Below are 26,145 nucleotides of genomic sequence, written 5' to 3'. Positions count from 1 at the left end.
GAAGATGCGATTCGAATGTCAAACACCGGTACCCTCTAAATGTTCGCGCCTCGTGTCGGGGCGGTTCGATCGAGGAGGGTGGTGGCCATGAATTCGCTAGAGCTGCAAGGCAATCAGAGCAAATCACGTCGAGTTGTTGTTGCCGAGGACGAAGCGTTGATCCGGATGGATCTGGTCGAGATGCTCCGCGAAGAGGGCTACGACGTTGTCGGCGAGGCCGGCGACGGTCAGGTTGCGGTCGAACTTGCGGAGGAACTCAAGCCCGATCTTGTGATCATGGACGTGAAAATGCCCAGGCGCGACGGTATTGATGCCGCTTCGGAGATTGCGGCGAAGCGAATTGCTCCTGTGGTCATTCTCACAGCATTCAGTCAGCGTGAATTGGTGGAGCGAGCGCGGGACGCGGGCGCCATGGCATATCTGGTCAAACCTTTCTCGATTTCCGATCTTGTGCCGGCCGTTGAATTGGCCGTCAGCAGGTTTCGTGAGGTTACTGCGCTGGAACGGGAAGTCGCGGATCTGTCCGACCGCTTGGAGGCGCGCAAGCTGATCGAGCGGGCGAAGAGTGTGTTGATGGTGCGCCAGGCACTCACCGAACCAGAGGCGTTCAAATGGATCCAGCGCGCTGCCATGGACCGCCGCTCCACGATGAAGGCCGTCGCCCTGGTCGTGATCGAGACCTTGGGCGGTGAACCTGACGCCTGAGCCCGGTGCGCTCGTGGTGCCGATTAAACCGCGCATTCGGCACGGTTGTGTAAATTGTCGAGGCCATCAGGTAACAGTCAGGTCACAGGGCTTTCTTGTCGGATCGCGATACGGTTTCGAGGTCTAGCGTCTTTTCCCACAGCGAGCGTCGTTTCGGTTGACGCGAGCACCGGCTGATCTAAGGAGCGTGGGATGGCTAGACGAACACTTGTGCGCACTGCCGCAGTTCTCGGCGTTGCAGCATTGGCATTGGCAGGCTGTAGCTCGGACGACTCCGACAGTTCGTCATCGGGCACCACCACGTCCGGCTCAGCAGCGGCAACAACCGTCTCGACGGATTGCACGCCGCAACAGGCCACGGCAGGCACTACACCGTCCACCGACCCTCTGCGCATCGGAACCTTGTTGCCGGACACGGGAAGTCTGTCCTTCCTGGGCCCGCCGATGGTTGCCGGTACGCAACTCGGCGTCAACGACGTCAACGCAGCGGGAGGTGTACTCGGACAGCCAGTCCAGTTGATCCCCGGCGATTCCGGCGATACGACCACGGACACGGCCAACACCACGGTTGACCGCGAATTGGCGGCAGGCACCCAGGTGATTGTCGGTGCGGCGTCGTCGTCCGTGTCATTGAAGGTGATCGACAAGATCGCAAGTGCGGGCGTTGTCATGTTCTCCCCGGCCAATACCTCCGACCAGTTTGTCTGCTACCCCGACAAGGGGATGTACTTCCGCACCGCTCCCACGGACGTACTGCAGGCTCAAGCAGTCGCACAGCTCATTTCAGACGACGGTGGACAGCGCGTAGCCATCCTGGCTATGAACGACCCCTACGGCACGGGTCTCGCCGACAACATCCAGAAGAATCTGATCGACTCCGGCGTTCCGTCGGATCAGGTCGAGAAGATCATCTACGACCCCAACGCGCAGTCGTTCAACTCCGAGGTCGATCAGATCAAGAACTTCAATCCGGACGCCGTGGCGTTGGTGGGCTTCGAGGAATCAGCGAAGATCATCACCCGCATGCACGAGGTGGGCATCGGACCGTCCGACGGAATGGCGCTGTACGGCGTCGACGGCAACATGGGTAACGCACTCGGTGAAGCCGTTGCGACGCCGCTGCTCGACACCATGCAGGGCACTACGCCGCTGACGGATGTGGGAGCCGCGTTCCAGGATCGGCTGAAGGCTGTCAACAGCGCTTTGATCGACTTCAACTACGCGGGTGAGTCTTACGACGCCGTGGTGATCTCGGCCCTCGCGGCGGAGCAGGCAAAGTCGACGGCAGGCGTCGATATCGCCGCCAACATCAACAGCGTCACCGAGGGCGGCACCAAGTGCACGTCGTACGCGGAGTGCCTACCGCTCGTGAAGGCGGGAACCGACATCGACTACGACGGCATCACCGGTGAACTCGACTTCAACGACTCGGGCGAGCCGTCCATCGGTTCGTACGGCAAGTTGGTGTTCGGACCTACGAACACTCTGACCACCGAGGGGTTTGTGGTCGTCGGTAAATAGCAGATCAACACACGAAGGTGGGCCAGGGTCTCGAAGACCCTGGCCCACCTTTTCTGTCGTGGTTACTTCTCCTTGCTGCCGGCCAGCGTTCCGAGGTACAACTCGATCACCTTGGGGTCGTTCATGAGGTTGGCTCCCGTATCGGTGTACGCATTCTTGCCCTGATCCAGCACGTACCCCCGATCGCAGATCTGCAGGCACCGGCGCGCATTCTGCTCGACCATGATCACCGAAACACCGGCTGCATTGATCTTCTTGCAGCGGATGAACACTTCGTCCTGGAACATCGGTGACAAGCCGGCAGACGGTTCGTCGAGGAGCAACACCGACGGATCCATCATCAGGGCCCGGCCCATCGCGACCATCTGACGTTCTCCGCCGGAGAGCGCGCCGGCCTTGACCTTTCGGCGTTCGCTCAGAAGTGGGAACAGGTCACTGACAAAAGCGAACCGCTCCGCGAAGGACTTGGGACGCAGATAGATTCCCATTTCGAGGTTCTCTTCGATAGTCAAGGACTGGAAGACGTTCTGAGTCTGGGGAACGTATCCGACTCCCTTCTGGACGAGTACGTGTGCGGGAGCGGACGTGATGTTGTCCTCCCGGAGAGTGACCGAGCCTTCGCGGACGGGGATGAGCCCGAACAGCGATTTGAGCAGCGTCGACTTGCCGGCGCCGTTCGGCCCGATGATGCCGACGATTTCGCCTTCCTTCAGGAAGAAGTTGCATTCACGCAGGATGTTGACGCCGGGAATGTAGCCGGCCACCACGCTGTCCGCGCGAAGCAGCGCACCCGCCGACAGGCGTGCGTGTTCCTCGGGAGTTGCGGCAAATTCAGCGGGGGTGAGTGACCGTGCTTCGTTCTCGCTCATGGCTTCTCGTGCCTTCCGCGCGATTCCTCCGGACTGGATTCGAGCACCTCGACAACCTCGACCGGTAGGTTCCCCAGATCCGGCTCCGACAGATCACCGCCGGCTTCGAGCGTCTCGACTTCGGCCTCGGCCAGAGCGGCCGCGAGAACGGCGGTGTCGCCCACAGGGTTGCCCTCGTCGTCGAATTCGAGGGCCTGATCGTGATGACTTCCCAGATAGGCGTCGACGACTGCTGTGTTGGACGACAATTCGTCCGGCGTCGACTCGGCGATGACGCTGCCCTGAGCCATGACGACCACCCAATCGCTGATGTCACGAATCACGTCCATGTCGTGTTCGACGAAGACGACCGTCATACCGTCGTCGCGTAGCGATTTGATGTGCCCGAGCAGGCTCTGTGTCAGTGCGGGATTGACGCCTGCCATGGGCTCGTCGAGCATCACGACGGATGGTTCCGTCATCAGTGCCCGTGCCATTTCGAGGAGTTTGCGTTGCCCGCCTGACAGTGAACCGGCAAGGTCGTCGGCTTTGGTGTCGAGCTTGAATCGTCCGAGAAGTTCGCGGGCGCGCTCGGTGATCTCGCGTTCCTGTGCCTTCCAGGTCCAGGGCAGCAGCGACGTGAAGATTCGTTCGCCGCGTTGCCCGGTGGCTCCGAGCCGAACATTGTCGAGCACCGTCAGTTTCGACAGCGCCTTGGTCAGCTGGAACGTGCGGACCACGCCTTTACGTGCCACCTGATGGGGATACATGCGTCCCAAGGACTGACCGTCCATCGACCATGTTCCGGTGTCCGGTCGATCGAAGCCGGTGAGAAGGTTGAACAGCGTGGTTTTCCCGGCGCCGTTAGGACCGATCAGCCCGGTGATACATCCGCGTTGGATTTCGAGATGGTCGACGTCGACGGCCTTGAGGCCACCGAACGTCCGCGACACCTTGTCGGCCACCAACACCGGGTCGGGTTTGGCCGATCCCGGAACGTGGGGGACGTCGGCAAAGATCTGTGCTCGTGTCTCGGCGTCAAGCATTGAGTTGCACCTCCCGCTTGTTACCCAGTATTCCCTGCGGCCGGAACACCATCAGGAGAGCGATCATCAAACCCAGTAGTACGTAGCGCGTCGCGCCGACCTGCTGTTCCGTCAAAGACAGGAGCGGGTTCTCGCCCGAGATCGCCTGACGGAGCAATGCGTCGGGGATGGCGAGGAGGAACCAGAACAGCATCGCTCCCACGACCGGGCCGAATACCGTTGCGGCACCGCCCAGAATCAACGCTCCGAACGCGAAGAAGGTCTGAGCCGTCGAGTAGAAATCGGGGTTGATGGATTTGGTCTGTAGAGCGTTGAAGACTCCGGCCATACCGCCGATCACGCCACCGATGACCAACGCCTGCATCTTGTACACGAAGACGTTCTTTCCCAGCGACCGTGCCGCGTCCTCGTCCTCGCGGACTGCTTTGAGGACACGACCCCATGGACTGTGGCTGAGCAGGTAGACGATCCCGCAGAGGATCAGCACGAGGGTCCATCCCACGACCATCGACCACAGGTCGTCGCCGTAGAACTTCACGCCGAGGAACGAGTACTGCTTTGCGGAATCGAACGGGCTCAGTGAGGTGAAGGGTTCGGCAAAGCTGAAGAGTCCGTTGGTTGATCCGGTGACGGAGTCCGATGCCGTTGACCGGAAGATCAGTCGCAGGATTTCCGCAGCGGCAATGGTGACGATGGCGAGATAGTCCGCGCGAAGGCGAAGAGTCGGTATGCCGAGGACCAACGCGAGAAGGCCGGCGGCGGTCAGTCCGACGATGATTCCCAGCCATAGCGGTTGGTCGTACGTCACCGTCATGATGCCGACGCCGTAACCGCCGAGCAGGGCAAAGCCGATCTGGCCGAAGTTCAGCAGTCCGGCATACCCGAAGTGCAGGTTGAGGCCGATGGCCAACAATGCGTAGAAGATCGCCGACGGCCCGATGAACTGGGCGAAGGAGACCTGGAGTGCTCCCATGATGTCCATATCCACTCACCCGATCCGTTGTCTGGATCCGAGGATGCCCTGGGGGCGAACCACGAGGATCACGATCAAGACGAGAAGCCCGCCGATGTATTTGAGGTCGGGGTTGATGATCAGCGTCGAAAGCTGAACCAGCAGACCGACTATGACGCACCCGAGAAGCGCGCCGTAGGCGGTGCCGAGTCCGCCGAGAGTGATACCGGCGAACATCAGGAGCAGGAGTTTGAAGCCCATTTCCCACTGGACACGGCCGCCGAGTTCGGAGATGCCGAACAAGACGCCGCCGAGGGCGGCCAATCCGCCGCCCAGTCCCCAGACGAACATGATCACGCGTTCGACGTTGATGCCGGACGACGCGGCGAGATCGCGGTTGTCGGAGACGGCGCGCATCGCCTTGCCGATGCGCGTCTTCTGCAGAAGTAGTGCCACGCCGACCAACACGATCAGGCTGACCACCATGACAGCGGCATTGGCGTCGGTCAGTGCGATCGGTCCCCAGTTCTTCTCGACCTGACCTTGGTAGTCGTCGAAGGGTTCGGCGCGATCGGAAAAGAAGATCAGAATCAGGTAGCGCAAGGCGATGGCAAGACCGATCGAGACCACCAACTGCGCGATCAGTCCGGTCTTGCGTTTACGCAAGGGTTTCCACACGATCCCGTTGGTGAGCAAGCCGATGCCGATGCCGACGAGGATGGCGAGCACCGTCGCCGGTATCAGGGGGATGCCGACCGAGGTGTTGAATGCCCATGCGGCGACGGCGCCCAGCGTCACCATCTCACCGTGTGCGAAGTTGGTCAGCCCGGTGGTTCCGTAGATCAGGCTCAATCCGACACCGGCGATGGCAATCACGAGTCCGAAGCGGAGACCGTCGACGGTAGTTCTGATGAGTTTTTCGCCGAAGCTCACATTGGAGGCGGTGCGCACTTCGCCGAACGAGAAGATCACGGTGTTCGCGCGGCCGGCGACCACTTCGCGTTCGACGGTGGCCTGCACGCTCACCCCGTCCGGCAGGGTGTCGGCAACAATTTCGAATGTGTAGACACCCGGCGCAACCGCCAATTCCCAGCGGCCGTTCTGGGCGGATACGCCGGTTGCGACTTCGGTGCCGGACGAATCGAGAGCGCGAACGGTCACTCCTTCGAGTCGCGTTCCACCGTTGTTGAGATTGCCACTGACGGGAACGGCATTGGCCGGCACTGCCGGTGCGGTGGATACGGTCGGAGATTCGGGGGTATCGGTCGGTTCCTGCGCCGACGCGGTTGCGGCGAATGTGAGTACAGCAACTATCACGAGCAGGGCAAAGGCCAGGATTCGGCTCAATGTGGCGAGGGTATGCCGTTTCACTACGGGTGGGGCCACGTACGTCCTCCGAGCGGGTCGGGACAAGGTTGCCGCGCAGTCAGCGAGGTGTCAGCCCGTTGCTGCGATTTCCGGACTCTAACGGCTCTGTTCGCTTCAGACGGGGTTCTGCGATTTCCGGCATGTTTCGGTTCCGTATCGAAGCCGCGCGCAGGGGCGATTGACCTGATTTCGGGCTGGTTCCTGCGTAAAGGACCGTGGGCGGCATGTGTGTCGGTCCGAATCCCTAGACTGATGAACCGTGAGCCCCGCAACCACGACTCGGTCCAGCACGTCCACCGCCGCTACCGGTACATCCGGCAAGGCAGACGATCGTCCTCTTTTGATGCTTCTCGACGGGCATTCTCTGGCATTTCGTGCCTTCTACGCGTTGCCCGCGGAAAACTTCAAGACACAGAGTGGTCAAACCACCAATGCGGTGTACGGCTTCACGTCGATGCTGATCAATCTGCTCCGTGACGAACAGCCCACCCACTTGGCAGCTGCCTTCGACGTCTCCCGTCAGACGTTCCGCGCCGAGTTGTTTCCGGAATACAAGGCGCAACGAGCCAAGGCTCCGGACGAGTTCAAGGGGCAAATCGACATCACCAAGGACGTCCTCGGCGCCATGGGGATTCCGGTCATGGCCGAGGACGGCTTCGAAGCCGATGACGTCATCGCCACGTTGACGACGCAAGCCGAAGCGCTCGGGTACCGCGTACTCGTTGTCACGGGCGACCGCGACTCGCTTCAATTGGTCACGGAGAACGTGACGGTGCTGTATCCGAAGAAGGGCGTGTCGGAGCTCACCAGGTTCACGCCGGACGCGGTCGAGGAGAAGTACAACCTGTCACCGGCTCAGTACCCCGATTTCGCGGCGCTGCGCGGCGACCCGAGTGACAATCTTCCCGGCATTCCTGGAGTAGGGGAGAAGACCGCTACCAAGTGGATTCGCGAATACGGAGACCTTCAGGGTTTGGTCGACAACGTCGACAAGGTCCGGGGCAAGGTGGGCGATTCGTTGCGGGAGAACCTCGCCAACGTGTTGCTGAACCGTCAGCTCACCGAGATGATCCGCGACGTGCCGCTGCCGTACACACCGGAGCAGTTGGTTCTGGCTCCGTGGGATCGCGAGAAGATCCATGCGTTGTTCGACGACCTCGAGTTCAAGGTTCTCCGAGATCGCCTGTTTGCGACCCTGTCATCTTCCGAGCCCGAAGCAGAAGAGGGTTTCGAGGTCAGCGGCGACGCACTTGCGCCGGGTGCGGTGGCGGAGTGGCTGGACGCACACGCGCGTACCGGATCCCGCCACGGAGTCACCGTCCTCGGAACGCGCAGCACGTTCGCTGGAGACGTCACAGCGCTTGCCATCGCTGCATCTGACGGCGAGTGTGCCTACATCTCCACCACCTCGGCTACTGCGGAAGACGAAGCAGCGCTGGGTGATTGGCTCGCCGATGTGTCTGCGCCCAAGGCTGTGCACGAGGCCAAGTGGGCAATTCACGCCTTGCGTGGACGCGGGTGGACCTTGGGTGGATTGACCAGCGACACCGCGCTCGCGGCCTATTTGGTGCGTCCGGGTCAGCGTTCCTTCAATCTCGACGACCTCTCGCTCCGTTACCTCAAGCGTGAACTGCGTGCCGAATCGTCGGGGCAGGAACAGCTTTCGCTGCTCGATGACACTGATCAGCTCGACGCCGAAGCGGCGGAAACGGCGATGCTCAGCGCCCAGGCCGTGCTCGACCTTGCACAGGCGCTCGACAATGAACTCGAGTCGATCGAGTCGACGTCACTGCTCTCGGACATGGAGTTGCCGTTGACAATCGAACTCGCTCAGATCGAGGCAACCGGTATCGCGGTCGACACCGCGCATCTGCACGATCTCCAGAGCCGGTTCGCCTCCGAAGTCTCCGACGCCGCCAACTCGGCGTATGCAGTGATCGACAAGCAGATCAATCTCGGCTCCCCGAAGCAGCTGCAAGTTGTGCTGTTCGAGGATCTCGACATGCCCAAGACCAAGAAGACCAAGACCGGGTACACCACAGACGCCGAGGCGTTGCAGGGCCTGTTCGACAAGACGGGGCACCCGTTCCTCGAGCACCTTCTCGCGCACCGCGACGCAACACGCATGAAGGTCACCGTGGACGGGCTGCTCAAGTCGGTCGCCGAGGACGGGCGGATCCACACCACGTTCAACCAGACCGTCGCCGCAACCGGACGCCTTTCTTCCACCGATCCCAACCTGCAGAACATTCCCGTGCGCAACCAAGCGGGACGCGAGATCCGCGACGGTTTTGTGGTCGGCAACGGCTTCGACGTTCTGCTGACCGCCGACTACAGCCAGATCGAAATGCGGATCATGGCCCACGTGTCGGGCGACGAAGGACTCATCGAGGCATTCAACACCGGTGAGGACCTGCACAGCTTTGTCGGTTCGCGCGCATTCGGTGTGCCGATCGAGGAGGTCACCCCGGAATTGCGTCGTCGGGTCAAGGCGATGTCGTACGGACTTGCCTACGGACTCAGTGCATACGGTTTGGCGTCACAACTCAAGATTTCGACCGAAGAGGCAAAGCAGCAGATGGATGCCTACTTCGCGCGATTCGGCGGAGTACGTGACTACCTCCACGCAGTGGTCGAGCAGGCTCGAAAGGACGGCTACACCTCGACGCTCTACGGCCGTCGTCGCTACCTGCCCGATCTCAACAGCGACAACCGTCAGCGCCGCGAGGTTGCCGAGCGCGCCGCACTCAATGCGCCCATTCAGGGCACGGCAGCCGACATCATCAAGGTCGCGATGATCAACGTCCAGAAGGCACTTGCCGATGCGGAACTCGAGTCGCGGATGCTGTTGCAGGTTCACGACGAGTTGGTACTCGAGGTCGTGGCTTCCGAGCTCGAGGAGGTCACAGCCTTGGTAAAGGACAAGATGTCCACAGCTATCGAGCTGTCCGTTCCGCTTGATGTGTCGGTCGGCACCGGCCGCAGTTGGGACAGCGCCGCTCACTGAGGTTTTCGATGAAAAGTGGCGCAGGGCAATCGAATTCGATTGCCCTGCGCCACTTTTTGTTTTGAGAGTTACTCGGCGGAAGCCGACTGCTCTGCGATCTGCTTGCGAACCTCGTCCATGTCGAGCGCCTTGACCTGAGTGATCAGATCCTCGAGCGCGGGGGCGGGCAGAGCGCCGGCCTGGTTGAACACGAGGACACCTTCACGGAAAGCCATGATCGTCGGGATGGAGCGGATGTTCGCCGCTGCGGCGATACCCTGCTCGGCCTCGGTGTCGACCTTCGCATGGACAACGTCGGAGTGCTTGTCCGCGGAAGCCTCGAAAGTGGGAGCGAACTGGCGGCACGGGCCGCACCACGAAGCCCAGAAGTCCACGAGCACGACATCGCTGCCGTTGATGGTTTCGTCGAAGTTTGCCTGGGTGAGTGTCTGGGTGGCCACGAGGGTCCTTTCCATAGTTCGGTGCGCTGTGAAGCAGCAGCTGTTGGTCTGTCCAACGCCGAGGAATCGCCAATTCTTCCCTGCGGCGCCGACCGGATTGCGTACGAGGCCGCGTGGACGGGGCCGATGTACCCGGTCAGGTACCTACGTGCGCCTATCTGAAGAGCCTTGTCAGTGCATTTACCAGCATGAATGCATATTTTCCTGGGGTTGATCGAACTCGTAGGTCTGAAGATCTGCGCCAAATTTGTGGCATCGGGTGACGCGCGGCACATAAATTACGTGGTTCCGGGCGGAAAACCGAAACAGGTATGCCATGGGCAGTTCAGCGGAAGGCAGGAGCGCGAACCGCCGACAGAGTTGTGGGCATCGCCGCAACCCGATCGGGCAGCGGGACATCCTGAAGGGAAATCCACAAGCTCATGGCTGTACGCACAACCTCTCGAACCAACGCCGCTCTGACCCGCATTCTTCGAAGCGCCATCATTATCGGTGCACTCACCGCAGGAGCCTTTGCCTCGACTACCGCCGGCGCGAGTGCTCAACCGCTGGCGGCTCCGTCTCAGTCGACGCACGTTCAGCAGGTTGCGTTCTACTCGTCAGCCGGATCGCAGGCGGTGAGCGCGGCGGAGTCGAAGGTCGGGGCACCGTACGTGTGGGGCGCGACCGGACCTAGCTCGTTCGACTGCTCCGGATTGGTTCAGTGGGCATACGCGCAGGCCGGAGTGTCCATTCCCCGGACGACCTACGCACAGGAAGCCGGTGGTGTCCCCGTATCTCGAGGAGACCTGCAGCCGGGTGACCTGGTGCTCTACTACGGCGGCGACCACGTCGGCATCTACGCCGGCAACGGCACGGTAGTCCACGCGCCGACGTCCGGACAGTCGGTCACGTACGCGCCGGTCGACTCGATGCCTTTCCACGCCGCACGCCGGTACTGATCCAACGCCCCACAACGTCGCGAGGTGCAGAGAGTGATGGACAGTCGAACTACAGATATTCGATGCCTGACAATTCTGCACTGCGATGGGTGCGGAAGGTTGTCCGCACCACTGACGCAGTCCTGCCCTGAATGTGGCTGTCGGTTTCTCCACTCGGTTCCGTGCTGCGGCACAGGCACCATTGTCTCCTGGCGATATGTGCAAGGAGAGAATTGCGGGTCAGCATCTGCGCGGATTCCGATCATCGCGATTGTCGAGTTGGATGAGGGTCCGTGGTTGTACACGCTGATCGATTCTGTCCGGCACGCGATGCCTGACAAGCAGTCGCGAGTCGCGTTTCGGTGCAAGGAGCCGGGCGATCGGTTTCCCCACTTCAGCCTCACGTGACGTTTCGTGCCTGTTCGACAACCCATCCGGCGATCTGAGCACGCGAGCTGAACCCGAGCTTGGTCAGAATATGTTCGACGTGTCCCTGAGCAGTGCGAATCGAAATCACCAGTTTCGCGGCGATCGCTTTGTTCGTCAGTCCTTGGGCAACGAGGTCGGCGACTTCCGACTCGCGTTTGGTCAGGCTCGGTCCGATTTGGTTCGACGGAACCGTGACCGGTGGATTCTCGTCGAGCGCCAACGCCGTGGCCTCCGAGATCTTCAGCTTCGCGCCCTTCGTGAACTCGGTGTCGAATTTTCGAGCACCGAGCTGGAGTTTTGACACTCGTGCGCACTCCTCGTGATTGGCAGTCATGCCGAGAACACGGATCGCCGGAGTATCGATCTCGTCCAATAACGTCTGCACTGCGCCCATCAGCGCAGCGGCATGTCCGTAGCGCTTCGCGTCTGCCGCGATCCAGGCCAGCACTTCCATGCACCATGCCGAACCGAACGGATCGTCCACGAGCCGAGCCAGTGTCAGCCCCTTCTTCAGCTGCGATTCCGCTCGCGCTTGGTTACCGTCGGACCACAATGCGAGCCCGAGATTCCAGCACGAACGTCCCCGGTACACGATCTCGCCCAGCGGTTCGGTGATCGAGAGCGACTCCTCGTAGCACGCGATGGCCCGGCTGGTGTCGCCAATTTGGTGGTAGGCCAGGCCGAGATGGTTCAGTGCCCAGACATGTCTTAGCAGGTTGTCCTCGGGGCGGAACACTTCGAATGCATGTGAGATGTCCGTGACTGCCTGCTTCGGATTGCCGCTGAAGAGGGCAAGAACACCGCAGGCGTACGACGCGAGCGCATCCGCGTCCGGACTTCCCAGTGACTCCGCGCTCGCGCGCGCTTCCTCGGCAAGAGCAGCGCCCGCCTCGGTGTCGCCTTGGATGGATGCAAGCCGACAGTCAGCGTAGAGCGCTTCCAATCGGGCGACCGTCGGTGTCTCGGAGTCGCACGCGAGGATTCGGTCGAACCAGTGTCGAGCTTCGCTGAACAGCCCTCGGGAGAACCAGAACGGAAAAATTGCCACGGCCATCCGAAGCCCAGCCTCCGTATGGTCTACGCCTGATTCCGAGATGCACAGCTCCATGGCCTCGTGCAGATTCGGCTGTTCCCGCCCCAACCGATCGATCCAGTCCAGTTGATTGGGTCCGATCCACTCGGCTGCTGCCCGTAATGCCAACTGCTCGAACCACTCTCGATGTCGACGTTGTAATTGTCCGGCTTCGCCGGATTCTTTCAATTTCTCCGCGCCGTACTCTCGCAGGGTCTCGAGGAATCGATACCGAACCACGGACGTCGGCTCCTCTCGAATGAGGATCGACTTGTCGATCAGCGATACAAGCACGTCCAGCACATCGGCCGATGTCAACTCGTCAGCGCAGATTCCCTCCACAGCATCCAACTCGAAGCCGCCGGTGAACACGGACAGCCGAGCCCACAGCTTCTGTTCGAGCGGGGTGCATAATTCGTAACTCCAGTCCATGCACAACTGAAGGGTTTGCTGGCGCGTCGGAGCCGTGCGGTTGCCTCCGGTCAGAAGCCGGTACCTGTCAGTGAGATGCTCGAGAATCTGAGTGGTGGACATCGAACGCAATCGGGCCGCCGCCAACTCGATGGGAAGTGGAAGCCCGTCGAGTTGATGGCAGATCTGCGTCACCGAGGCCCTGTTGTCCTCGGTGATCGCGAAGGTCGGAAGCACAGCGCATGCACGTTCGATGAACAACGTCACCGCGTCGTATCCCGACAATCCCTGCAGGGAGGGTGTTTGATCGTGATCCGGGACGGTCAGTGGTGACAGTCGGAGCACGCTCTCCCCGCCGATGCCGAGTGGTTCGCGGCTCGTGGCCAGGATTCGCAGCTCCGGGCAGGTCTGCAATAACGCTTGTGCCAGTGCAGCAATGGCATCGAGCATCTGCTCACAATTGTCGAGCACCAACAACGTTCGATGTGGACGCAGGTGCTCGACCAACGTCTGCTGTACCGGTCGGGCGGAGAGGTTCCGTAGCCCGAGGGAGGCGGTCACTGTTTCGGCCACCAGGGGCTCGTCTCGGATCTCGCCCAGTTCGACCAACCAGACTCCGTCGGGAAATGCTTGCCGGCAACTTCTCGCAACTTGCAGCGCAAGTCTGGTTTTACCGACACCGCCGACCCCGGCCAGTGTCACCAGCCTGTTGGCGGCCAGCGCCTTCTTCGTTTCGGTCAACTCGCGGCGACGCCCGACGAAACTGGTCAGATCGAGCGGTAGGTTCCCCATGTCGTCTCGGCCACGCGTCGAGGCGTTTCCGGACACGGGGTCGGTTCCACGTGGTGGCGAAAAGGCGGTGCGAGGCTTCGAGCTGTTCGAATTCGGGTCACCGAGTTCGGGATTCAATGCCATCTCGTCCAATGACCATCCGCGACGGCGTTGAGTTTGCCTGAGTTCCTCGCCGAATTCTGCGGCAGATGTGGGTCTGTCACCGGGATACACGGCCATCGCGTGTTCGAGGACTACACGTAAGTCGTGGGGGAGGTCGGGTTCGGTGGCGACGCCCGGAACCTGTCTGCCGGAAATGGCTGCGAGCAAGGTCGCGCCGAGGCTGTAAATGTCAGCAGCGGCATCCGACTGATCTCCGCGCAGGATCTCCGGAGCCGTGAACGCCGGCGAACCGGTGACGATGCCCTTGGCGGTTTCGAAGGCGTCGACCACGTGTACCCGCGGCCGGTCGTTGCGATAGCCGTTCACGTGAGCAATGCCGAAATCGGCAAGTTCAGGTTCGCCGTAGTCGCTCAGAAGCACGTTGGCCGGCTTCACGTCCCGATGGAGGATCCCCGCGCGGTGCGCAGTTTCCAACGCGCCCGCGACCTTGATTCCCAGGCGACATGCCGCCTCGCATTCGAACCGGCCATGGGCGTGGATCCACGCTGCCATCGAACCTTGAAGGTGGTACGGCATCACAATGTACGGCCGACCGCTGTTTGTCGCGCCCACCGACAGGACATTGAGAATATTCGGGTGCCCGGTCAATCGGCCCATCGCACGCTGTTCACGAAGGAATCGGGCGAGATTCTCGCTGTCGAATTCGCCGGTCAACACCTTGACAGCCACGACGCGGTCCAGAGCGGGCTGGGAACAACGGAATACCACACCGAATCCGCCGCGGCCGATCTCGCGGGCATCCGCGAATCCGGCCACCGTCAGTTCCGCGGTGACCAGGTCAGCCCGTGTCGGTCCGTCGTGCTGTGTTACTTCGCCGAGCTGCGTCGGCGGTGGATGATTCTCGATCATCAGTTACTTCGATCCGGTGCAATTGCTTTCGGTGTGTAAACGTCACCGAGAAAGCCTCGAGCGGACCGCAGCGCGGTCGCTCGAACATGCACACGTCACTTCTCGGCGAGTATCTACAGGGTAACTCTGCTCGCGGATTGTAGGGAAAATCACGCCTACGGGGATTCGGGCTGTGTGACAGCCCGGAATGTTCGCCGGTAAGCCTGTGGTGTCGTGCACCGCAATCGGAGAAAGTGCTGGCGAAGGACCGCGCCACCGCCGAAACCCACCCGTTCGGCTATGACGTCGACAGGTAGATCACTGTTTTCGAGTAATTGCTGCGCCGCGAGGACGCGTTGATCGCTGAGCCAGCGAGCCGGGGTTGCACCTGTTTCAGATTGGAAACGGCGGGCGAAGGTTCGAGGCGACATGTTGGCGCGCGCAGCCACCCGCGTCACCGTGAGGTTCTCGGCAAGGTGTGCCGTCATCCAGTCGAGTAACGGACTCAGCGTTGTATCGGGAACTGTGGCAAGGGGACTGGCGACGTACTGAGCTTGTCCGCCATCGCGGTGTGGCGGAACAACCATGCGTCTGGCGATCCCGTTCGCGACGCGACTGCCCTGTTCTTTCCGGACAATATGCAGACACAGGTCGATGCCCGCAGCTGTTCCGGCACTCGTGAAAACAGGATCCTCGTCGACGTACAACACGTCTGGATCGACCTTGGCGTCCGGATAGGCGTCGGCCAATCGCTTGGCGTGGCGCCAATGGGTGGTGCACCGCTTTCCGTCGAGTAAGCCTGCCGCTCCCAATATGAAGGCGCCGGTACACAGACTTGCCACCTTCGCGCCGCGGCTCACCGCGTCCTGGAGTTTGAGAAGGAGCGGATCGGCGCTCGAATCGGGGCGCGGGGCGCACATGTAGTCGTCGTCTGCGGCGTAGGTCCCGCCGGCCGACACGATGATCAGATCCGCGTCGTCGAGAGCGTCCAGGTTGTACGGAACGTCGATGCCGTATCCGAACCGGGTTCGGATCGGTCCTGGAACAGCTGCGACCAACGAGAAATCGTACGTCGGCAAGTTCTCGTCCGAGCGATCGAATCCGAACACCTCGCAGGCCACCCCGAGTTCGAAAGCCTCCGTCATCGGCATCAGTGGGACCACCACTTTTTCGAGCATGTGTCGAGTCTGACAGAAAAATGACGTCGTGGCAGAAAATCGTTCAAGTATGGCATTTCTGCCACTATTGCTGCATGTACTACTGCGTCAAGCTTTGTACATGGCAATCATCATCGTCAGTCTGATCGTCCTCGTCACCCTCAACGTCCTGGCTCTGACCGGGCGCACTCCCGACACTCGCCGCGACGTGAGCCCCCACGGCGAATTCACCTTGTGAGGGCGAGCCTGCTCTTCCAGTACGTCGCCGCGTCGATGGTGTGGAGCGCAAGCTTCCTCTTCATGAAGATCGGCCTCGAAGGATTGTCCTTCACTCAAGTTGTCCTGTGGCGCTTGGTTTTCGGTGCACTGGCGTTGGTGATCGTTTCGGCGATCAATCGGATCGGATTGCCGCAGGACCGCCGCATCTGGAAGCACATGTCCTTTCTGGCGGCGATGCAATGTGTAGCTCCGTGGCTGTTGTTCAGTTGGGCCGAGCAGAGCATGTCGTCAGGGCTCGCCAGCATCTACAACGCCACGACACCGCTCATGACGATGGCGGCGTCCCTCGCATTCCTGCCCGGGGAGAGCTTGACCAGATTCAAAGCCACAGGCCTCATGCTCGGGTTCTTCGGTGTTCTGATTGTGCTGTCCCCGTGGAACATCGGAGTTGGTGGAAGCGTCAGCGCGCAGATCGCCTGTCTTGGAGCTACCGCGTCGTATGGCGTCTCGTTTGTCTACCTCCGTCGCTTCGTCCTTCCGCTCGGTGTTGATACCCGCACCATCGCGTTGCTGCAGATCAGCATCGGGGCATTGTTCATGGTGCTCGCGTCGCCGGTCATCGCCAACACGCCGATGCACCTGACACCGGCAATCATCGGGTCGATGATCGCTCTCGGCGCATTCGGAACAGGATTGGCATTTATCTGGAACACCAACGTCGTGCAGGGGTGGGGTCCGACTGCTGGCTCGACTGTCACCTATCTCAGCCCAGTCGTCGGCGTTGCGCTCGGCGCGATAGTGCTCGGCGAGAGCATCGGCTGGAATCAACCACTAGGAGCGTTGATCGTGATCGCGGGAATCCTGGTCACCAGGCGGGCAACTCGATCGCTCACGCCGGCGGAGTCAGTGACCACTCCAATTTCTGTTCGCCGTCCCACCGTCTGATCGGACCGCAATCGCCCGCGATCACGTCCTTGCTCAGTAGGGAGATCGCACCGCCCAGTTGATCCGGCTCGATCCGCCGAGCCAACGTCACATGTGGCGTCCACGTACCCGGTTCGATGTGCCCGGGAATACCACTGGACCCGGCTGCGGCGTCGAAGACATCACGGTGAAGTCGCAGGAGAGCTCTCGACGGGATGACAGAACGTGCCAATACGAACTGCCTGCCGCCGAACACGATGTAACCACCCAATCTGATTTCGAAGGGTGGTAGCGAGAACCGTCTGGTCAGGACCTCGTCGACCTCAGGCGGAATCGCACGCGCGACAAACAACGTGATGTGCGGTCGATTGCTCTCGCGCACCATTTTTCCCTGACTCGGTAGACCTGCGTCAGCGAGCGCAGACCACTGACCGCGTATCGCCGACTCACTCGACTCGCCGAGTAACAACTCCACCGACTGGACCATGATGGGTAATGATTGCCCGATGACAGGTACGAGTGCAATCGGATCATCGGGCCTGCGGCTGGGACTCATGCGCGGCGACGGAATCGGTCAGGATATCGTCCCGGCCACTCGGGAGATCATGGACGGCGCAATGTCCTCGGTTCACGCCCAACCAGTGGAGTGGGTGGAACTGCCGCTCGGCTTCGAAGCCATCGACAGTCACGGGACACCGATTCCCGACGAGACACTCACGGCACTCGAGCAGCTACCCGGATGGATCCTCGGACCACATGACAGCGCGTCGTACCCGAGCGAGTTTCGTGGACAGCTGACGCCCGGCGGTGTGATCCGAAAGAAGTTCGAACTCTTTGCGAACATCCGTCCGGCCGCTGTTCTGAGCGGAGTGAAGGCGACTGTTCCGGACATGGACTTGGTGATCGTCCGCGAGAACACCGAGGGGCTGTACGCAGACCGCAACATGGCTGTCGGTAGCGGTGAATTCATGCCGACGCCGGACCTCGCACTGGCGGTTGGCGTTTTCACGCGCGCAGCGTGCGAGCGAATAGCCCGAACGGCGTTCGCTCTGGCGACGCGTCGACGCAATCACGTCACCATCGTCCACAAAGCGAATGTCCTCACCCTTACCACCGGGCTTTTCCGCGATGCCTGCCGCACTGTGGCCGCCGATTTCCCTCATGTCGTTGTCGACGATGAACATGTCGATGCCATGGCCGCACTTCTGGTTCGGCGAGGTGGAGATTTCGATGTCGTAGTCACCGAGAACATGTTCGGCGACATCCTGTCAGACCTGGCAGGAGAGTTGGCCGGCTCGCTCGGGACAGCGCCGTCGATCAATGTCTCGGACACTCGAGTCATGGCGCAGGCTGCGCACGGAGCGGCGCCGGACATAGCGGGCAAGAACCGAGCCAACCCCACAGCCATGTTTCTCTCGAGTGCGATGATGCTGGACTGGCTGGCAGATGTCCGTCGCGAACCTGTGTTGTCGGCTGCGGCGCGTCGAATCAGAAATGCGGTGAACGCCACTATTTCCTCGGGAATCGCGACCGCTGACCTTGGCGGCCTTGCGTCCACCAGCGAATTCGCCGAAGTGGTGTACGCGCATACACTTCGTCGCTGATTCTTGTATCGCACGGGTGGGGAAGGAGTTCGGAATCGTTAGTCGAGGAAGTCCTGCCGTACCCTACCGTTCTACTGAATTTCGAATGAGCGTTGCTCGATGCGGCGATCGACGAGTGGAGAGCAGAGTCGTGGTCGGTGAAAACGCGCGAGCAAGAGTGTTTCGTCGCGGGGGAGTACGCATACATCTCGTTCGGCTCCTGTTGGTCGGCGTGATTGTCGCGCTCTGCGGGGGATGTGTGGTCAACGACGAAGGTCTTGTGCCGGAAGGTCCTCCACTCACGGTGCAGAAGGTGCCTGAGATTGCGGCGCTGTTGCCACCGAAGGTCGCTGAAACCGGCAAGCTCCAGATCGGGGTGAACATTCCCTACGCGCCCAACGAATTCAAGGACGCGGACGGCAACATCGTCGGATTCGACGTCGACTTGATGAAAGCTGTTGCGGCAGTGCTCGGAGTCGAGGCGGTCTTCAACCAAGCGGACTTCGACAAGATCATTCCCGCAATCCAATCGGGGAGCTACGACATGGGAATGTCGTCGTTCACCGATTCCAAGGAGCGCGAGAAGACGGTCGACTTCGTGACCTACTACAGCGCAGGCATTCAATGGGCGCAGCGCCCGGACAATCCTGTCGATCCGAACAATGCGTGTGGGCTGCGGGTCGCGGTCCAAACCACGACGACCGAGGACATCGACGAAGTGCCTGCAAAGAGCGAGGCATGTGTTGCCGCAGGCAAACCGCCGATCGAGAAGGTCAAGTACGACAGCCAGGACGACGCGGCGAATGCGCTCATCCTCGGCCGAGTCGACGCACTGTCCGCGGACTCGCCGGTCACCGGCTACGCGATCAAGCGCAGCAAGGGCCGAATGGAAGCGGCGGGTGAGCCCTTCGATTCGGCACCGTACGGTTGGCCGATCGTCAAGGGCTCGGAGCTGGGTCCCGCACTTCAGCAGGCCATGCAGTACCTGATCGACAACGGCGTCTATCAACAGATCGCTCAGACGTGGAGCGTCGAGGCCGGCGTCATCGAAGTATCCAAGATCAACGGCGCGGAGAGCTGATGAACATGACAACAACCGAGAGTGGCGATCCGGCGCCGATCAAGGCGATCCCACTGCGCAGACCTGGTCGCTGGATAGCTGCGATCGTCGTAGTGGTGTTGTTCGGACTGTTCGTCTACGGGGCGGCGACCAACGACGCGTTCGGATGGGGAACCTACGGTCGGTATCTGTTCGACTCGCGAATCAGCGCGGCCGCGTGGAAGACCATCCAACTGACAGTGCTGTCGATGGTGATCGCGATAGTCCTTGGCGTGATTTTGGCTGTGATGAGGTTGTCACCCAACCCTGTCCTCAGGACAGCCGCTTGGGGGTATCTCTGGATCTTTCGTGGCACGCCCGTGTACGTCCAATTGGTGTTCTGGGGGCTGTTTCCGTCGATCTACAAGAGCCTCGATCTCGGTATCCCGTTTGTGCATCAGTTCGTGCACATCGATCTACAGGGAATCCAGGCGGCGTTCCTTTTTGCCGTCATCGGGTTGGCATTGAACGAGGCTGCCTACATGGCGGAAATCGTCCGAGCCGGAGTGAGTTCGGTCAACGAGGGACAGACCGAAGCATCCATCGCGTTGGGCATGACGTGGAGCCAGACCATGCGCCGAACGGTTCTCCCACAGGCGATGCGCGTGATTATCCCGCCGACGGGCAACGAGTTGATCAGCATGCTCAAGACGACGTCGCTGGTGTCCGCAGTTCCTTACAGCTTGGAGTTGTACGGTCGTGCCAGAGATATTTCGGGTGCAAACTTCGAGCCGATTCCATTGCTCATGGTTGCGGCAACCTGGTACCTCGCGATCACCAGCCTGCTGATGATCGGCCAGTTCTACGTCGAGCGGTACTACTCGAAGGGTGCCACGCGAGCACTGACCACACGCCAGCTTCAGGCGCTTGCCGATGCGCAAGGCAACGCGACGGTAGTGGAGACACTCCCGGACACTCCCGGAGGAGAACGCAAATGACACCGATGGTCAAGGCAGATCGAGTGTGCAAGAACTTCGGCGCACTCCAGGTTCTCAAAGGCGTGTCACTCGAAATCGATCGTGGGCAGGTGCTCTGCCTGGTCGGTCCGTCCGGGTCGGGCAAGTCGACTTTCTTGCGCTGCATCAACCACCTCGAACAGGTCAATGCCGGACGCCTGTATGTCGACGGCGACCTCGTCGGTTACTCGGAGAAGAACGGCAAGCTTTACGAACTGCACCCACGGGCGGCGGCGAAGCAACGTCAGGACATCGGCATGGTGTTCCAGCACTTCAACTTGTTCCCGCACCGAACTGCGTTGGAAAACATCATCGAAGCGCCCACCCAGGTGAAGCGCGTCAGCAAGAAGAAGGCAATCGAGCGGGCAAAGGATCTGCTCGATCAGGTCGGTTTGAGCGCCAAGGCAAACGCATACCCCGCCCAGTTGTCCGGTGGACAGCAACAGCGCGTTGCCATCGCGCGGGCACTCGCGATGGACCCGAAACTGATGCTCTTCGACGAGCCGACGTCGGCTCTCGATCCGGAACTCGTCGGTGAAGTTCTGACAGTCATGAAACAACTCGCCAAAGACGGTATGACGATGGTCGTCGTCACTCACGAGATGGGCTTCGCCCGTGAGGTTGCCGATCAGCTGGTGTTCATGGACGGCGGAGTTGTCGTCGAATCCGGTGAGCCGCGACAACTTCTGGCCAACCCGCAGCAGGATCGCACCAAGGCATTCCTGTCGAATCTGCTGTAGCTCTCAGGGTTTGACGGCGCTGAATATCGCGGTGCCCGGAAAGAGCTGGCCGCGTAGAGGACTCCACTGTCCCCACTCGCGGTCCAGCCACTCCGGCCACTCCGGTTCGATGATGTCGTGAACCTGCAGGCCGGCCGCCACCAGTTCGCGGACGCGGTCGCCGATCGTGCGGTGGTGCTCGACGTAGGTGGGTACGCCGTTGTCGTCGACCTCGACGTAGGGCGTGCGGTCGAAGTAGGGGAGTGTCGCAGTCAGTCCCTTGGGTCCTGGGTCGTCGGGGAAGATCCAGCGAATCGGATGGTTGACCGCAAACACCCACTTGCCGCCCGGCCGTAGAACTCGCGCTACTTCGTTCATCACTTGCTGCGAATCGGCCACGAACGGAACGGCTCCGAAAGCGGAGCAGACGATGTCGAAGCTCGCGTCGGCAAACGGCAGCAATTCGGCGCTCGCCTGGATCAGCGGTACGCGTGGTCCGCCGGCAGTCATAGCGTCGACTCCGCGCGAGAGCATGCCCATCGAAATATCGAGTCCGACGGCCCGGGCGCCGTGACCGGCCAGCCACCGGGCGCAGGGTGCGGAGCCGCACCCTACTTCGAGGATGTCCTTGTCGACGATGTCGCCGAGCAGGTGGTGATCGCCTTCGTGTAGACCCTCGGGGCACCAGACGAATTCACCGTCTGCGCTGTTCACGCCCAGAAACTCGCCATGAGTGCGGTGGTAGTCCTCGGCGTCTGCGTCCCACCACGCGCGGCTGGCGCGGTCGCTCGCATCGGAGTCGACCCGGACCCTGCCGGCTCCGCTGGTCCCGAGAATGGAATTGGCGGCAGCGTGGCGATCGTCAGACATGTCGAACAGACTAGAGCGCTACCAGCGGCGACAGGGTACCCGGGTTTGCCCGCTCGCACCGCCGACGCGTAGTCTTACCCACGCGAGTGTCTGTCATTCAGTCGAATATCTGTACTAGGCCTTTACCGAGGCCTTGGATCGGCGTGAACGAGAGATCTTGTGGTGCACCGTTCGGGTGCGGAATGTGTTTCGGTTTCCGGTTGTTAGTTTCTGTGCAACTGGGTACTGCATTCCGGTACCTGCAATGTTGCATCTCGTCCGACAAAATCCATCAACCGACCACAACTCGTCCGGAGCAATTCAACATATGCCCTCCACAACCGTCACCTCGCCGCAGGTTGCCATTAACGACATTGGCTCTGCCGAGGACTTCCTCGCCGCCATCGACGCAACGATCAAGTACTTCAACGATGGTGACATCGTCGAAGGCACCATCGTCAAGGTCGACCGCGACGAGGTTCTGCTCGACATCGGTTACAAGACCGAAGGTGTCATCCCTTCTCGTGAGCTCTCCATCAAGCACGACGTCGACCCCAACGAGGTCGTCTCCGTGGGAGATGCGGTCGAGGCTCTCGTCCTCACCAAGGAGGACAAAGAAGGTCGACTGATCCTGTCGAAGAAGCGTGCTCAGTACGAGCGTGCCTGGGGCACCATCGAGGAGCTCAAGGAGAAGGACGAGGCCGTCAAGGGCACCGTCATCGAGGTCGTCAAGGGCGGCCTCATCCTTGACATCGGCCTTCGTGGCTTCCTCCCCGCCTCGCTCGTCGAAATGCGTCGTGTCCGCGACCTCCAGCCGTACGTCGGCAAGGAGATCGAGGCCAAGATCATCGAGCTCGACAAGAACCGCAACAACGTGGTCCTGTCGCGCCGTGCATGGCTCGAGCAGACTCAGTCCGAGGTTCGCAGCGAATTCCTGCACCAGCTCCAGAAGGGCCAGGTCCGCAAGGGCGTCGTGTCCTCCATCGTCAACTTCGGTGCATTCGTGGACCTGGGCGGCGTAGACGGTCTGGTTCACGTTTCCGAGCTGTCTTGGAAGCACATCGATCACCCGTCCGAGGTTGTCGAGGTCGGCACCGAGGTCACCGTCGAGGTTCTCGACGTCGACCTGGACCGCGAGCGCGTCTCCCTGTCGCTCAAGGCAACGCAGGAAGATCCGTGGCGTCAGTTCGCCCGCACGCACGCCATCGGCCAGATCGTGCCCGGCAAGGTCACGAAGCTGGTTCCGTTCGGTGCATTCGTGCGCGTCGAAGAGGGAATCGAAGGCCTCGTTCACATCTCGGAGCTGGCTGAGCGCCACGTCGAGGTTCCGGACCAGGTTGTCGGCGTCGGCGACGATGCACTCGTCAAGGTCATCGACATCGACCTCGAGCGTCGTCGTATCTCGCTGTCGCTGAAGCAGGCCAACGAGGATTACAACGCCGAGTTCGATCCGTCCAAGTACGGCATGGCCGACTCGTACGACGAGCAGGGCAACTACATCTTCCCCGAGGGCTTCGATCCCGAGACCAACGAATGGCTCGAGGGCTTCGACAAGCAGCGCGAAGAGTGGGAGAACCGCTACGCCGAGGCTGAGCGTCGTCACAAGATGCACACCGTTCAGATGGAGAAGACCGCTGCAGACGAGGCCGCTGAAGCTGCCACCGCTGCTGCCGGCTACTCCTCGGAGACGGCTTCTGCAGACGACGAAGAGGCTCCGGCCTCTGCAGGCTCCGCTCCGGCAGAGTCCGCTGGTGGATCGCTTGCAAGCGATGCACAGCTCGCCGCACTTCGCGAGAAGCTGTCGGGCAACGCATAAGGATTACTGCTTGATCTGATCAAGCGAGATCTGTGAAAGAACCCCGCTCCTGCGCAAGCAGGAGCGGGGTTCTTTTGTTGTGTGGCACAAGTATTCGCGTCACACCGGTTGTCGCATGGGAGGAAATGCGACAGCCACCAGTCTGGCGACTGGTGGCTGTCGGGTGAAAGCTGCGGTGCTGCTAGGTCAAGCGGTGGTGGCCGGAGCCGGGACCCAATACGTCGCGGTGGCTTCGGCTGTGCGCTTGCGCATCGACGCGAAGCTGTGACGGCCCTGGCTCACGAGGACGGTGAACCACGTTCGCCGATGTTCGGCCAATGCAAAGGCAACCTCGGGAAATTCGATACAGTGCACGCCGTTCGGCATTCCGAGGCGATGCTGACCAAGATGGTCACGATCTGCTCGCATGGCGTCCACTTTCTCGAGAAGGTGCAGGGCGTTCGCTAGAACTTAACCACACGGATTGCCTTTATTGTGGTATTTGCGTCTCGAGTTGTGTGGCGTGTTCAATTTCAGGACTCGAATCTCGTGCCGTGAGCATAGGTGAGAGACTGTCCGTTGTGTTGAGAGTTGGCCTCACTGGAGGCATCGGAGCCGGCAAGTCGACTGTGTCGAAAATCCTCACCGAACTGGGAGCAGTGATCGTTGATGCCGATCTGATCGCCCGAGAGGTCGTAGAACCCGGTACTCCGGGGTTGGCTGCGTTGGCGCAGGCGTTCGGTGACGGCATCATCGCGCCGGACGGCACCCTCGATCGACCCGCGCTTGCGGCGTTGGCGTTTGCCGACGACGCTTCCCGCGGCACTCTCAATTCGATCCTGCATCCGTTGATCGGCCATCGTACGGCCGAAGCCATTGATGCTGCGCCAGCGAATTCTGTTCTGGTGCAGGATATTCCACTGCTGGTCGAAGCTGGAATGGCTCCGGCGTTCAATATGGTTGTCATCGTGTACGTCGACGCCGAAGAACGCGTCCGGCGGTTGGTCGAGTCACGTGGGATGCCCGAGAGCGATGCCAGGGCGCGAATCGCGGCGCAGGCGACCGACGATCAGCGCCGCGCCGTTGCGGACGTCTGGCTCGACAACAGCGGTGATCCAGGCGCCCTGGACGCTGTCGTCCGTGAACTGTGGGCAGGTCGAATCGCACCGTTCGAGGAGAATCTGCGCACCGGAACAGCGGTTCGTGTACTTCCTGAGCTGAGCCCCGCGGATCCGCAGTGGCCGGTGCAAGCAACTCGCCTGATCAACCGGTTGGCGCTGCTGTGTGGTGATCGAGCCACGCGTATCGATCACATCGGTTCCACTGCCGTACCGGGACTCGACGCGAAGGACGTGATCGATCTTCAGATCACCGTCGAACACATCGGGATTGCGGACGACTTGGCCGCGGACCTTGCAACTGGTGGTTTTCCGCGTCTTGAGAACATCGTCGCGGACGATCCGAAACCTGCCTATGTCGGGGGTGAAACCGATCCGAGCGTGTGGGCGAAGCGGATTCATGCCAGCGCAGATCCGGGCCGGCCGGTGAACATCCATATTCGTGTCGACGGTTGGCCGGGCCAGCAATTTGCCGTGTTGTTCCGTGACTGGCTGCGGGCGGATGACGACGCCCGTGCGGAGTATGCCGCGTTGAAGGTCCGGGCCGCGGAGCAAGCGTCCGGAATAGATGATTACGACAAGGCGATGGATGCGTACCTCGCGGTCAAGACACCCTGGTTCGACGCGGCGTTCCACCGTGCGTGGGAATGGGCAGACAAGTCGGGTTGGACGGCCTGACGCCTACCGCCAGGTGATCGGCATGCCCAACGACGACAGCCACGCGCCGAGATCGTGACCGTGGGCGGCAATGCCGTCGATGGTGCGGGCAGCGGTCAGCATGGCCTGTTCGGACGTCTGGGCGTCGAGTATTCCGGATGCGTGCGCTTCCAGGAGTTCGTCGACGTCGAGTAGTTCGGTGCTGCGGCCGGTCTGCACAATCAGATCGAGATAGTGGTCTTCGGATCTCCATGCGTGCTCACCGCGCGTGAATGTGCCGATGTCGATGTAGTGATCCTGGTCCCGTTCGTGCCCCGGCGTGAAGTGGAAGATCGACGCTCGGATTCCGAGGTCGGGAAGTATCCACGACTCCAGGTAGTGGAATTGTGGATGGTCTGCGTGTCGGCCCATGTACAGGCCCCATGGCTCTTCGCGGTAGGTTTCGACCTGGCGAACGAAGCCCTTGGGGTCGATGTTGGTTCGGGCCTCGAGGTCGAAAGTTTCGACTTTGGGCGGGTGAATGTGAATACGTGCTTCGCTCATGTTGCAAGAACCTACCGCTGCGACG

The 26,145-nt window shown here is 61.1% G+C and carries 22 protein-coding genes; 11 read left to right on the top strand and 11 right to left on the bottom strand.

Translation table 11 applies throughout. The annotated features are described in order from the left end of the window. The first annotated feature begins 87 nt into the window (after window positions 1-87). A complete protein-coding gene (locus CJ178_RS07020) occupies window positions 88-705 on the top strand; it encodes an ANTAR domain-containing response regulator (protein ID WP_033230841.1) in 618 nt (205 codons plus the stop codon). Between the two features lie 192 nt (window positions 706-897). Further along, window positions 898-2,226: an ABC transporter substrate-binding protein gene (locus tag CJ178_RS07015; protein ID WP_033230840.1), complete on the top strand. Its 1,329-nt coding sequence runs from the start codon at window positions 898-900 to the stop codon at window positions 2,224-2,226. 62 nt (window positions 2,227-2,288) lie between these two features. On the opposite strand, the gene CJ178_RS07010 is transcribed toward CJ178_RS07015, so the two are convergent. From CJ178_RS07010 to CJ178_RS06995, 4 genes are read right to left on the bottom strand one after another with little or no spacing between them, the layout of a single operon-like run. Beyond that, window positions 2,289-3,095: an ABC transporter ATP-binding protein gene (locus CJ178_RS07010; RefSeq protein WP_033230839.1), complete on the bottom strand. Its 807-nt coding sequence runs from the start codon at window positions 3,093-3,095 to the stop codon at window positions 2,289-2,291. Then, on the bottom strand, window positions 3,092-4,120 hold the full coding sequence (locus tag CJ178_RS07005; RefSeq protein ID WP_033230838.1) for an ABC transporter ATP-binding protein: 1,029 nt from the start codon (window positions 4,118-4,120) through the stop codon (window positions 3,092-3,094). Before CJ178_RS07005 ends, CJ178_RS07010 begins: the two co-directional genes overlap by 4 nt. Continuing rightward, window positions 4,113-5,102, bottom strand: coding sequence for a branched-chain amino acid ABC transporter permease (locus CJ178_RS07000; protein WP_033230837.1), 990 nt, complete (start codon window positions 5,100-5,102; stop codon window positions 4,113-4,115). Before CJ178_RS07000 ends, CJ178_RS07005 begins: the two co-directional genes overlap by 8 nt. A 6-nt stretch (window positions 5,103-5,108) precedes the next feature. Continuing rightward, entirely contained in the window at window positions 5,109-6,419 is a 1,311-nt protein-coding gene (locus CJ178_RS06995; protein ID WP_267951265.1) for a branched-chain amino acid ABC transporter permease, read from the bottom strand. 280 nt (window positions 6,420-6,699) lie between these two features. On the opposite strand from CJ178_RS06995, the gene polA reads away from it, so the two are divergent. Next, window positions 6,700-9,447 (top strand): DNA polymerase I, encoded by a 2,748-nt coding sequence (gene polA / locus CJ178_RS06990; RefSeq protein ID WP_095886419.1) that lies wholly within the window; start codon window positions 6,700-6,702, stop codon window positions 9,445-9,447. A gap of 68 nt (window positions 9,448-9,515) precedes the next feature. Here polA and trxA read toward each other — a convergent pair whose 3' ends face one another. After that, window positions 9,516-9,887: a thioredoxin gene (trxA, locus tag CJ178_RS06985; RefSeq protein WP_033230835.1), complete on the bottom strand. Its 372-nt coding sequence runs from the start codon at window positions 9,885-9,887 to the stop codon at window positions 9,516-9,518. A gap of 422 nt (window positions 9,888-10,309) precedes the next feature. On the opposite strand from trxA, the gene CJ178_RS06980 reads away from it, so the two are divergent. Beyond that, on the top strand, window positions 10,310-10,828 hold the full coding sequence (locus CJ178_RS06980) for a C40 family peptidase (RefSeq protein ID WP_051730183.1): 519 nt from the start codon (window positions 10,310-10,312) through the stop codon (window positions 10,826-10,828). A gap of 379 nt (window positions 10,829-11,207) precedes the next feature. Here the strand turns inward: CJ178_RS06980 and CJ178_RS06970 are convergent, their stop codons facing one another. Together CJ178_RS06970 and CJ178_RS06965 are read right to left on the bottom strand one after the other, a co-directional pair. Beyond that, window positions 11,208-14,522 carry a protein kinase domain-containing protein gene (locus CJ178_RS06970; protein ID WP_095886418.1) on the bottom strand — a complete coding sequence of 1,105 codons (3,315 nt, stop codon included), beginning with the start codon at window positions 14,520-14,522 and terminating at the stop codon, window positions 11,208-11,210. 155 nt (window positions 14,523-14,677) lie between these two features. Further along, the gene (locus CJ178_RS06965; protein ID WP_045070043.1) at window positions 14,678-15,679 is read right to left on the bottom strand and encodes a helix-turn-helix domain-containing protein; all 1,002 of its coding nucleotides are present in this window, start codon (window positions 15,677-15,679) and stop codon (window positions 14,678-14,680) included. Between the two features lie 213 nt (window positions 15,680-15,892). Between CJ178_RS06965 and CJ178_RS06955 the strand changes: the two genes are divergently transcribed. After that, on the top strand, window positions 15,893-16,822 hold the full coding sequence (locus CJ178_RS06955) for a DMT family transporter (protein WP_095886417.1): 930 nt from the start codon (window positions 15,893-15,895) through the stop codon (window positions 16,820-16,822). Here the strand turns inward: CJ178_RS06955 and CJ178_RS06950 are convergent. Beyond that, the gene (locus CJ178_RS06950) at window positions 16,767-17,288 is read right to left on the bottom strand and encodes a 2'-5' RNA ligase family protein (protein ID WP_033230829.1); all 522 of its coding nucleotides are present in this window, start codon (window positions 17,286-17,288) and stop codon (window positions 16,767-16,769) included. The genes CJ178_RS06955 and CJ178_RS06950 overlap by 56 nt on opposite strands. A 19-nt stretch (window positions 17,289-17,307) precedes the next feature. Between CJ178_RS06950 and CJ178_RS06945 the strand changes: the two genes are divergently transcribed. The 4 genes from CJ178_RS06945 to CJ178_RS06930 all read left to right on the top strand — a co-directional run bounded on the left by CJ178_RS06945 (window position 17,308) and on the right by CJ178_RS06930 (window position 21,179). Continuing rightward, on the top strand, window positions 17,308-18,405 hold the full coding sequence (locus tag CJ178_RS06945; protein ID WP_095887873.1) for an isocitrate/isopropylmalate dehydrogenase family protein: 1,098 nt from the start codon (window positions 17,308-17,310) through the stop codon (window positions 18,403-18,405). 85 nt (window positions 18,406-18,490) lie between these two features. Next, on the top strand, window positions 18,491-19,465 hold the full coding sequence (locus CJ178_RS06940; protein WP_242484549.1) for an ABC transporter substrate-binding protein: 975 nt from the start codon (window positions 18,491-18,493) through the stop codon (window positions 19,463-19,465). Continuing rightward, window positions 19,465-20,421, top strand: a complete 957-nt coding sequence (locus tag CJ178_RS06935) for an amino acid ABC transporter permease (RefSeq protein WP_084702999.1) — start codon at window positions 19,465-19,467, stop codon at window positions 20,419-20,421. The genes CJ178_RS06940 and CJ178_RS06935 overlap by 1 nt, the downstream gene beginning before the upstream one ends. Further along, on the top strand, window positions 20,418-21,179 hold the full coding sequence (locus CJ178_RS06930; protein WP_033230826.1) for an amino acid ABC transporter ATP-binding protein: 762 nt from the start codon (window positions 20,418-20,420) through the stop codon (window positions 21,177-21,179). Before CJ178_RS06935 ends, CJ178_RS06930 begins: the two co-directional genes overlap by 4 nt. A gap of 3 nt (window positions 21,180-21,182) precedes the next feature. On the opposite strand, the gene CJ178_RS06925 is transcribed toward CJ178_RS06930, so the two are convergent. Then, window positions 21,183-22,028, bottom strand: coding sequence for a class I SAM-dependent methyltransferase (locus CJ178_RS06925; protein ID WP_095886416.1), 846 nt, complete (start codon window positions 22,026-22,028; stop codon window positions 21,183-21,185). Between the two features lie 307 nt (window positions 22,029-22,335). Here CJ178_RS06925 and rpsA point away from each other — a divergent pair, with 307 nt between their 5' ends. Next, on the top strand, window positions 22,336-23,823 hold the full coding sequence (gene rpsA / locus CJ178_RS06920) for a 30S ribosomal protein S1 (protein ID WP_033230824.1): 1,488 nt from the start codon (window positions 22,336-22,338) through the stop codon (window positions 23,821-23,823). A gap of 186 nt (window positions 23,824-24,009) precedes the next feature. Here rpsA and CJ178_RS06915 read toward each other — a convergent pair whose 3' ends face one another. Next, window positions 24,010-24,231 (bottom strand): hypothetical protein, encoded by a 222-nt coding sequence (locus CJ178_RS06915; RefSeq protein WP_033230823.1) that lies wholly within the window; start codon window positions 24,229-24,231, stop codon window positions 24,010-24,012. A 152-nt stretch (window positions 24,232-24,383) separates the two neighbouring features. Between CJ178_RS06915 and coaE the strand changes: the two genes are divergently transcribed. Beyond that, the gene (gene coaE / locus CJ178_RS06910) at window positions 24,384-25,598 is read left to right on the top strand and encodes a dephospho-CoA kinase (protein WP_095887872.1); all 1,215 of its coding nucleotides are present in this window, start codon (window positions 24,384-24,386) and stop codon (window positions 25,596-25,598) included. A gap of 3 nt (window positions 25,599-25,601) precedes the next feature. On the opposite strand, the gene CJ178_RS06905 is transcribed toward coaE, so the two are convergent. Beyond that, entirely contained in the window at window positions 25,602-26,120 is a 519-nt protein-coding gene (locus CJ178_RS06905) for a DUF402 domain-containing protein (RefSeq protein ID WP_045071025.1), read from the bottom strand. Between the last annotated feature and the right edge of the window lie 25 nt (window positions 26,121-26,145).

The organism is Rhodococcus sp. ACPA4 (assembly GCF_002300185.1).
GTDB lineage: Bacteria > Actinomycetota > Actinomycetes > Mycobacteriales > Mycobacteriaceae > Rhodococcus_F > Rhodococcus_F globerula.
This window is presented reverse-complemented; position numbering and strand designations above follow the sequence as displayed.

Bases quoted from the DNA above. Each gene is read 5' to 3' on its own strand.
- CJ178_RS07020 (WP_033230841.1), top strand. From the start codon at position 88: ATGAATTCGCTAGAGCTGCAAGGCAATCAGAGCAAATCACGTCGAGTT.
- CJ178_RS07015 (WP_033230840.1), top strand. From the start codon at position 898: ATGGCTAGACGAACACTTGTGCGCACTGCCGCAGTTCTCGGCGTTGCA.
- CJ178_RS07010 (WP_033230839.1), bottom strand. From the start codon at position 3,095: ATGAGCGAGAACGAAGCACGGTCACTCACCCCCGCTGAATTTGCCGCA.
- CJ178_RS07005 (WP_033230838.1), bottom strand. From the start codon at position 4,120: ATGCTTGACGCCGAGACACGAGCACAGATCTTTGCCGACGTCCCCCAC.
- CJ178_RS07000 (WP_033230837.1), bottom strand. From the start codon at position 5,102: ATGGACATCATGGGAGCACTCCAGGTCTCCTTCGCCCAGTTCATCGGG.
- CJ178_RS06980 (WP_051730183.1), top strand. From the start codon at position 10,310: ATGGCTGTACGCACAACCTCTCGAACCAACGCCGCTCTGACCCGCATT.
- CJ178_RS06970 (WP_095886418.1), bottom strand. From the start codon at position 14,522: ATGATCGAGAATCATCCACCGCCGACGCAGCTCGGCGAAGTAACACAG.
- CJ178_RS06965 (WP_045070043.1), bottom strand. From the start codon at position 15,679: ATGCTCGAAAAAGTGGTGGTCCCACTGATGCCGATGACGGAGGCTTTC.
- CJ178_RS06950 (WP_033230829.1), bottom strand. From the start codon at position 17,288: ATGGTCCAGTCGGTGGAGTTGTTACTCGGCGAGTCGAGTGAGTCGGCG.
- CJ178_RS06945 (WP_095887873.1), top strand. From the start codon at position 17,308: ATGACAGGTACGAGTGCAATCGGATCATCGGGCCTGCGGCTGGGACTC.
- CJ178_RS06940 (WP_242484549.1), top strand. From the start codon at position 18,491: ATGAGCGTTGCTCGATGCGGCGATCGACGAGTGGAGAGCAGAGTCGTG.
- CJ178_RS06935 (WP_084702999.1), top strand. From the start codon at position 19,465: ATGAACATGACAACAACCGAGAGTGGCGATCCGGCGCCGATCAAGGCG.
- CJ178_RS06930 (WP_033230826.1), top strand. From the start codon at position 20,418: ATGACACCGATGGTCAAGGCAGATCGAGTGTGCAAGAACTTCGGCGCA.
- CJ178_RS06925 (WP_095886416.1), bottom strand. From the start codon at position 22,028: ATGTCTGACGATCGCCACGCTGCCGCCAATTCCATTCTCGGGACCAGC.
- rpsA (WP_033230824.1), top strand. From the start codon at position 22,336: ATGCCCTCCACAACCGTCACCTCGCCGCAGGTTGCCATTAACGACATT.
- CJ178_RS06915 (WP_033230823.1), bottom strand. From the start codon at position 24,231: ATGCGAGCAGATCGTGACCATCTTGGTCAGCATCGCCTCGGAATGCCG.
- CJ178_RS06905 (WP_045071025.1), bottom strand. From the start codon at position 26,120: ATGAGCGAAGCACGTATTCACATTCACCCGCCCAAAGTCGAAACTTTC.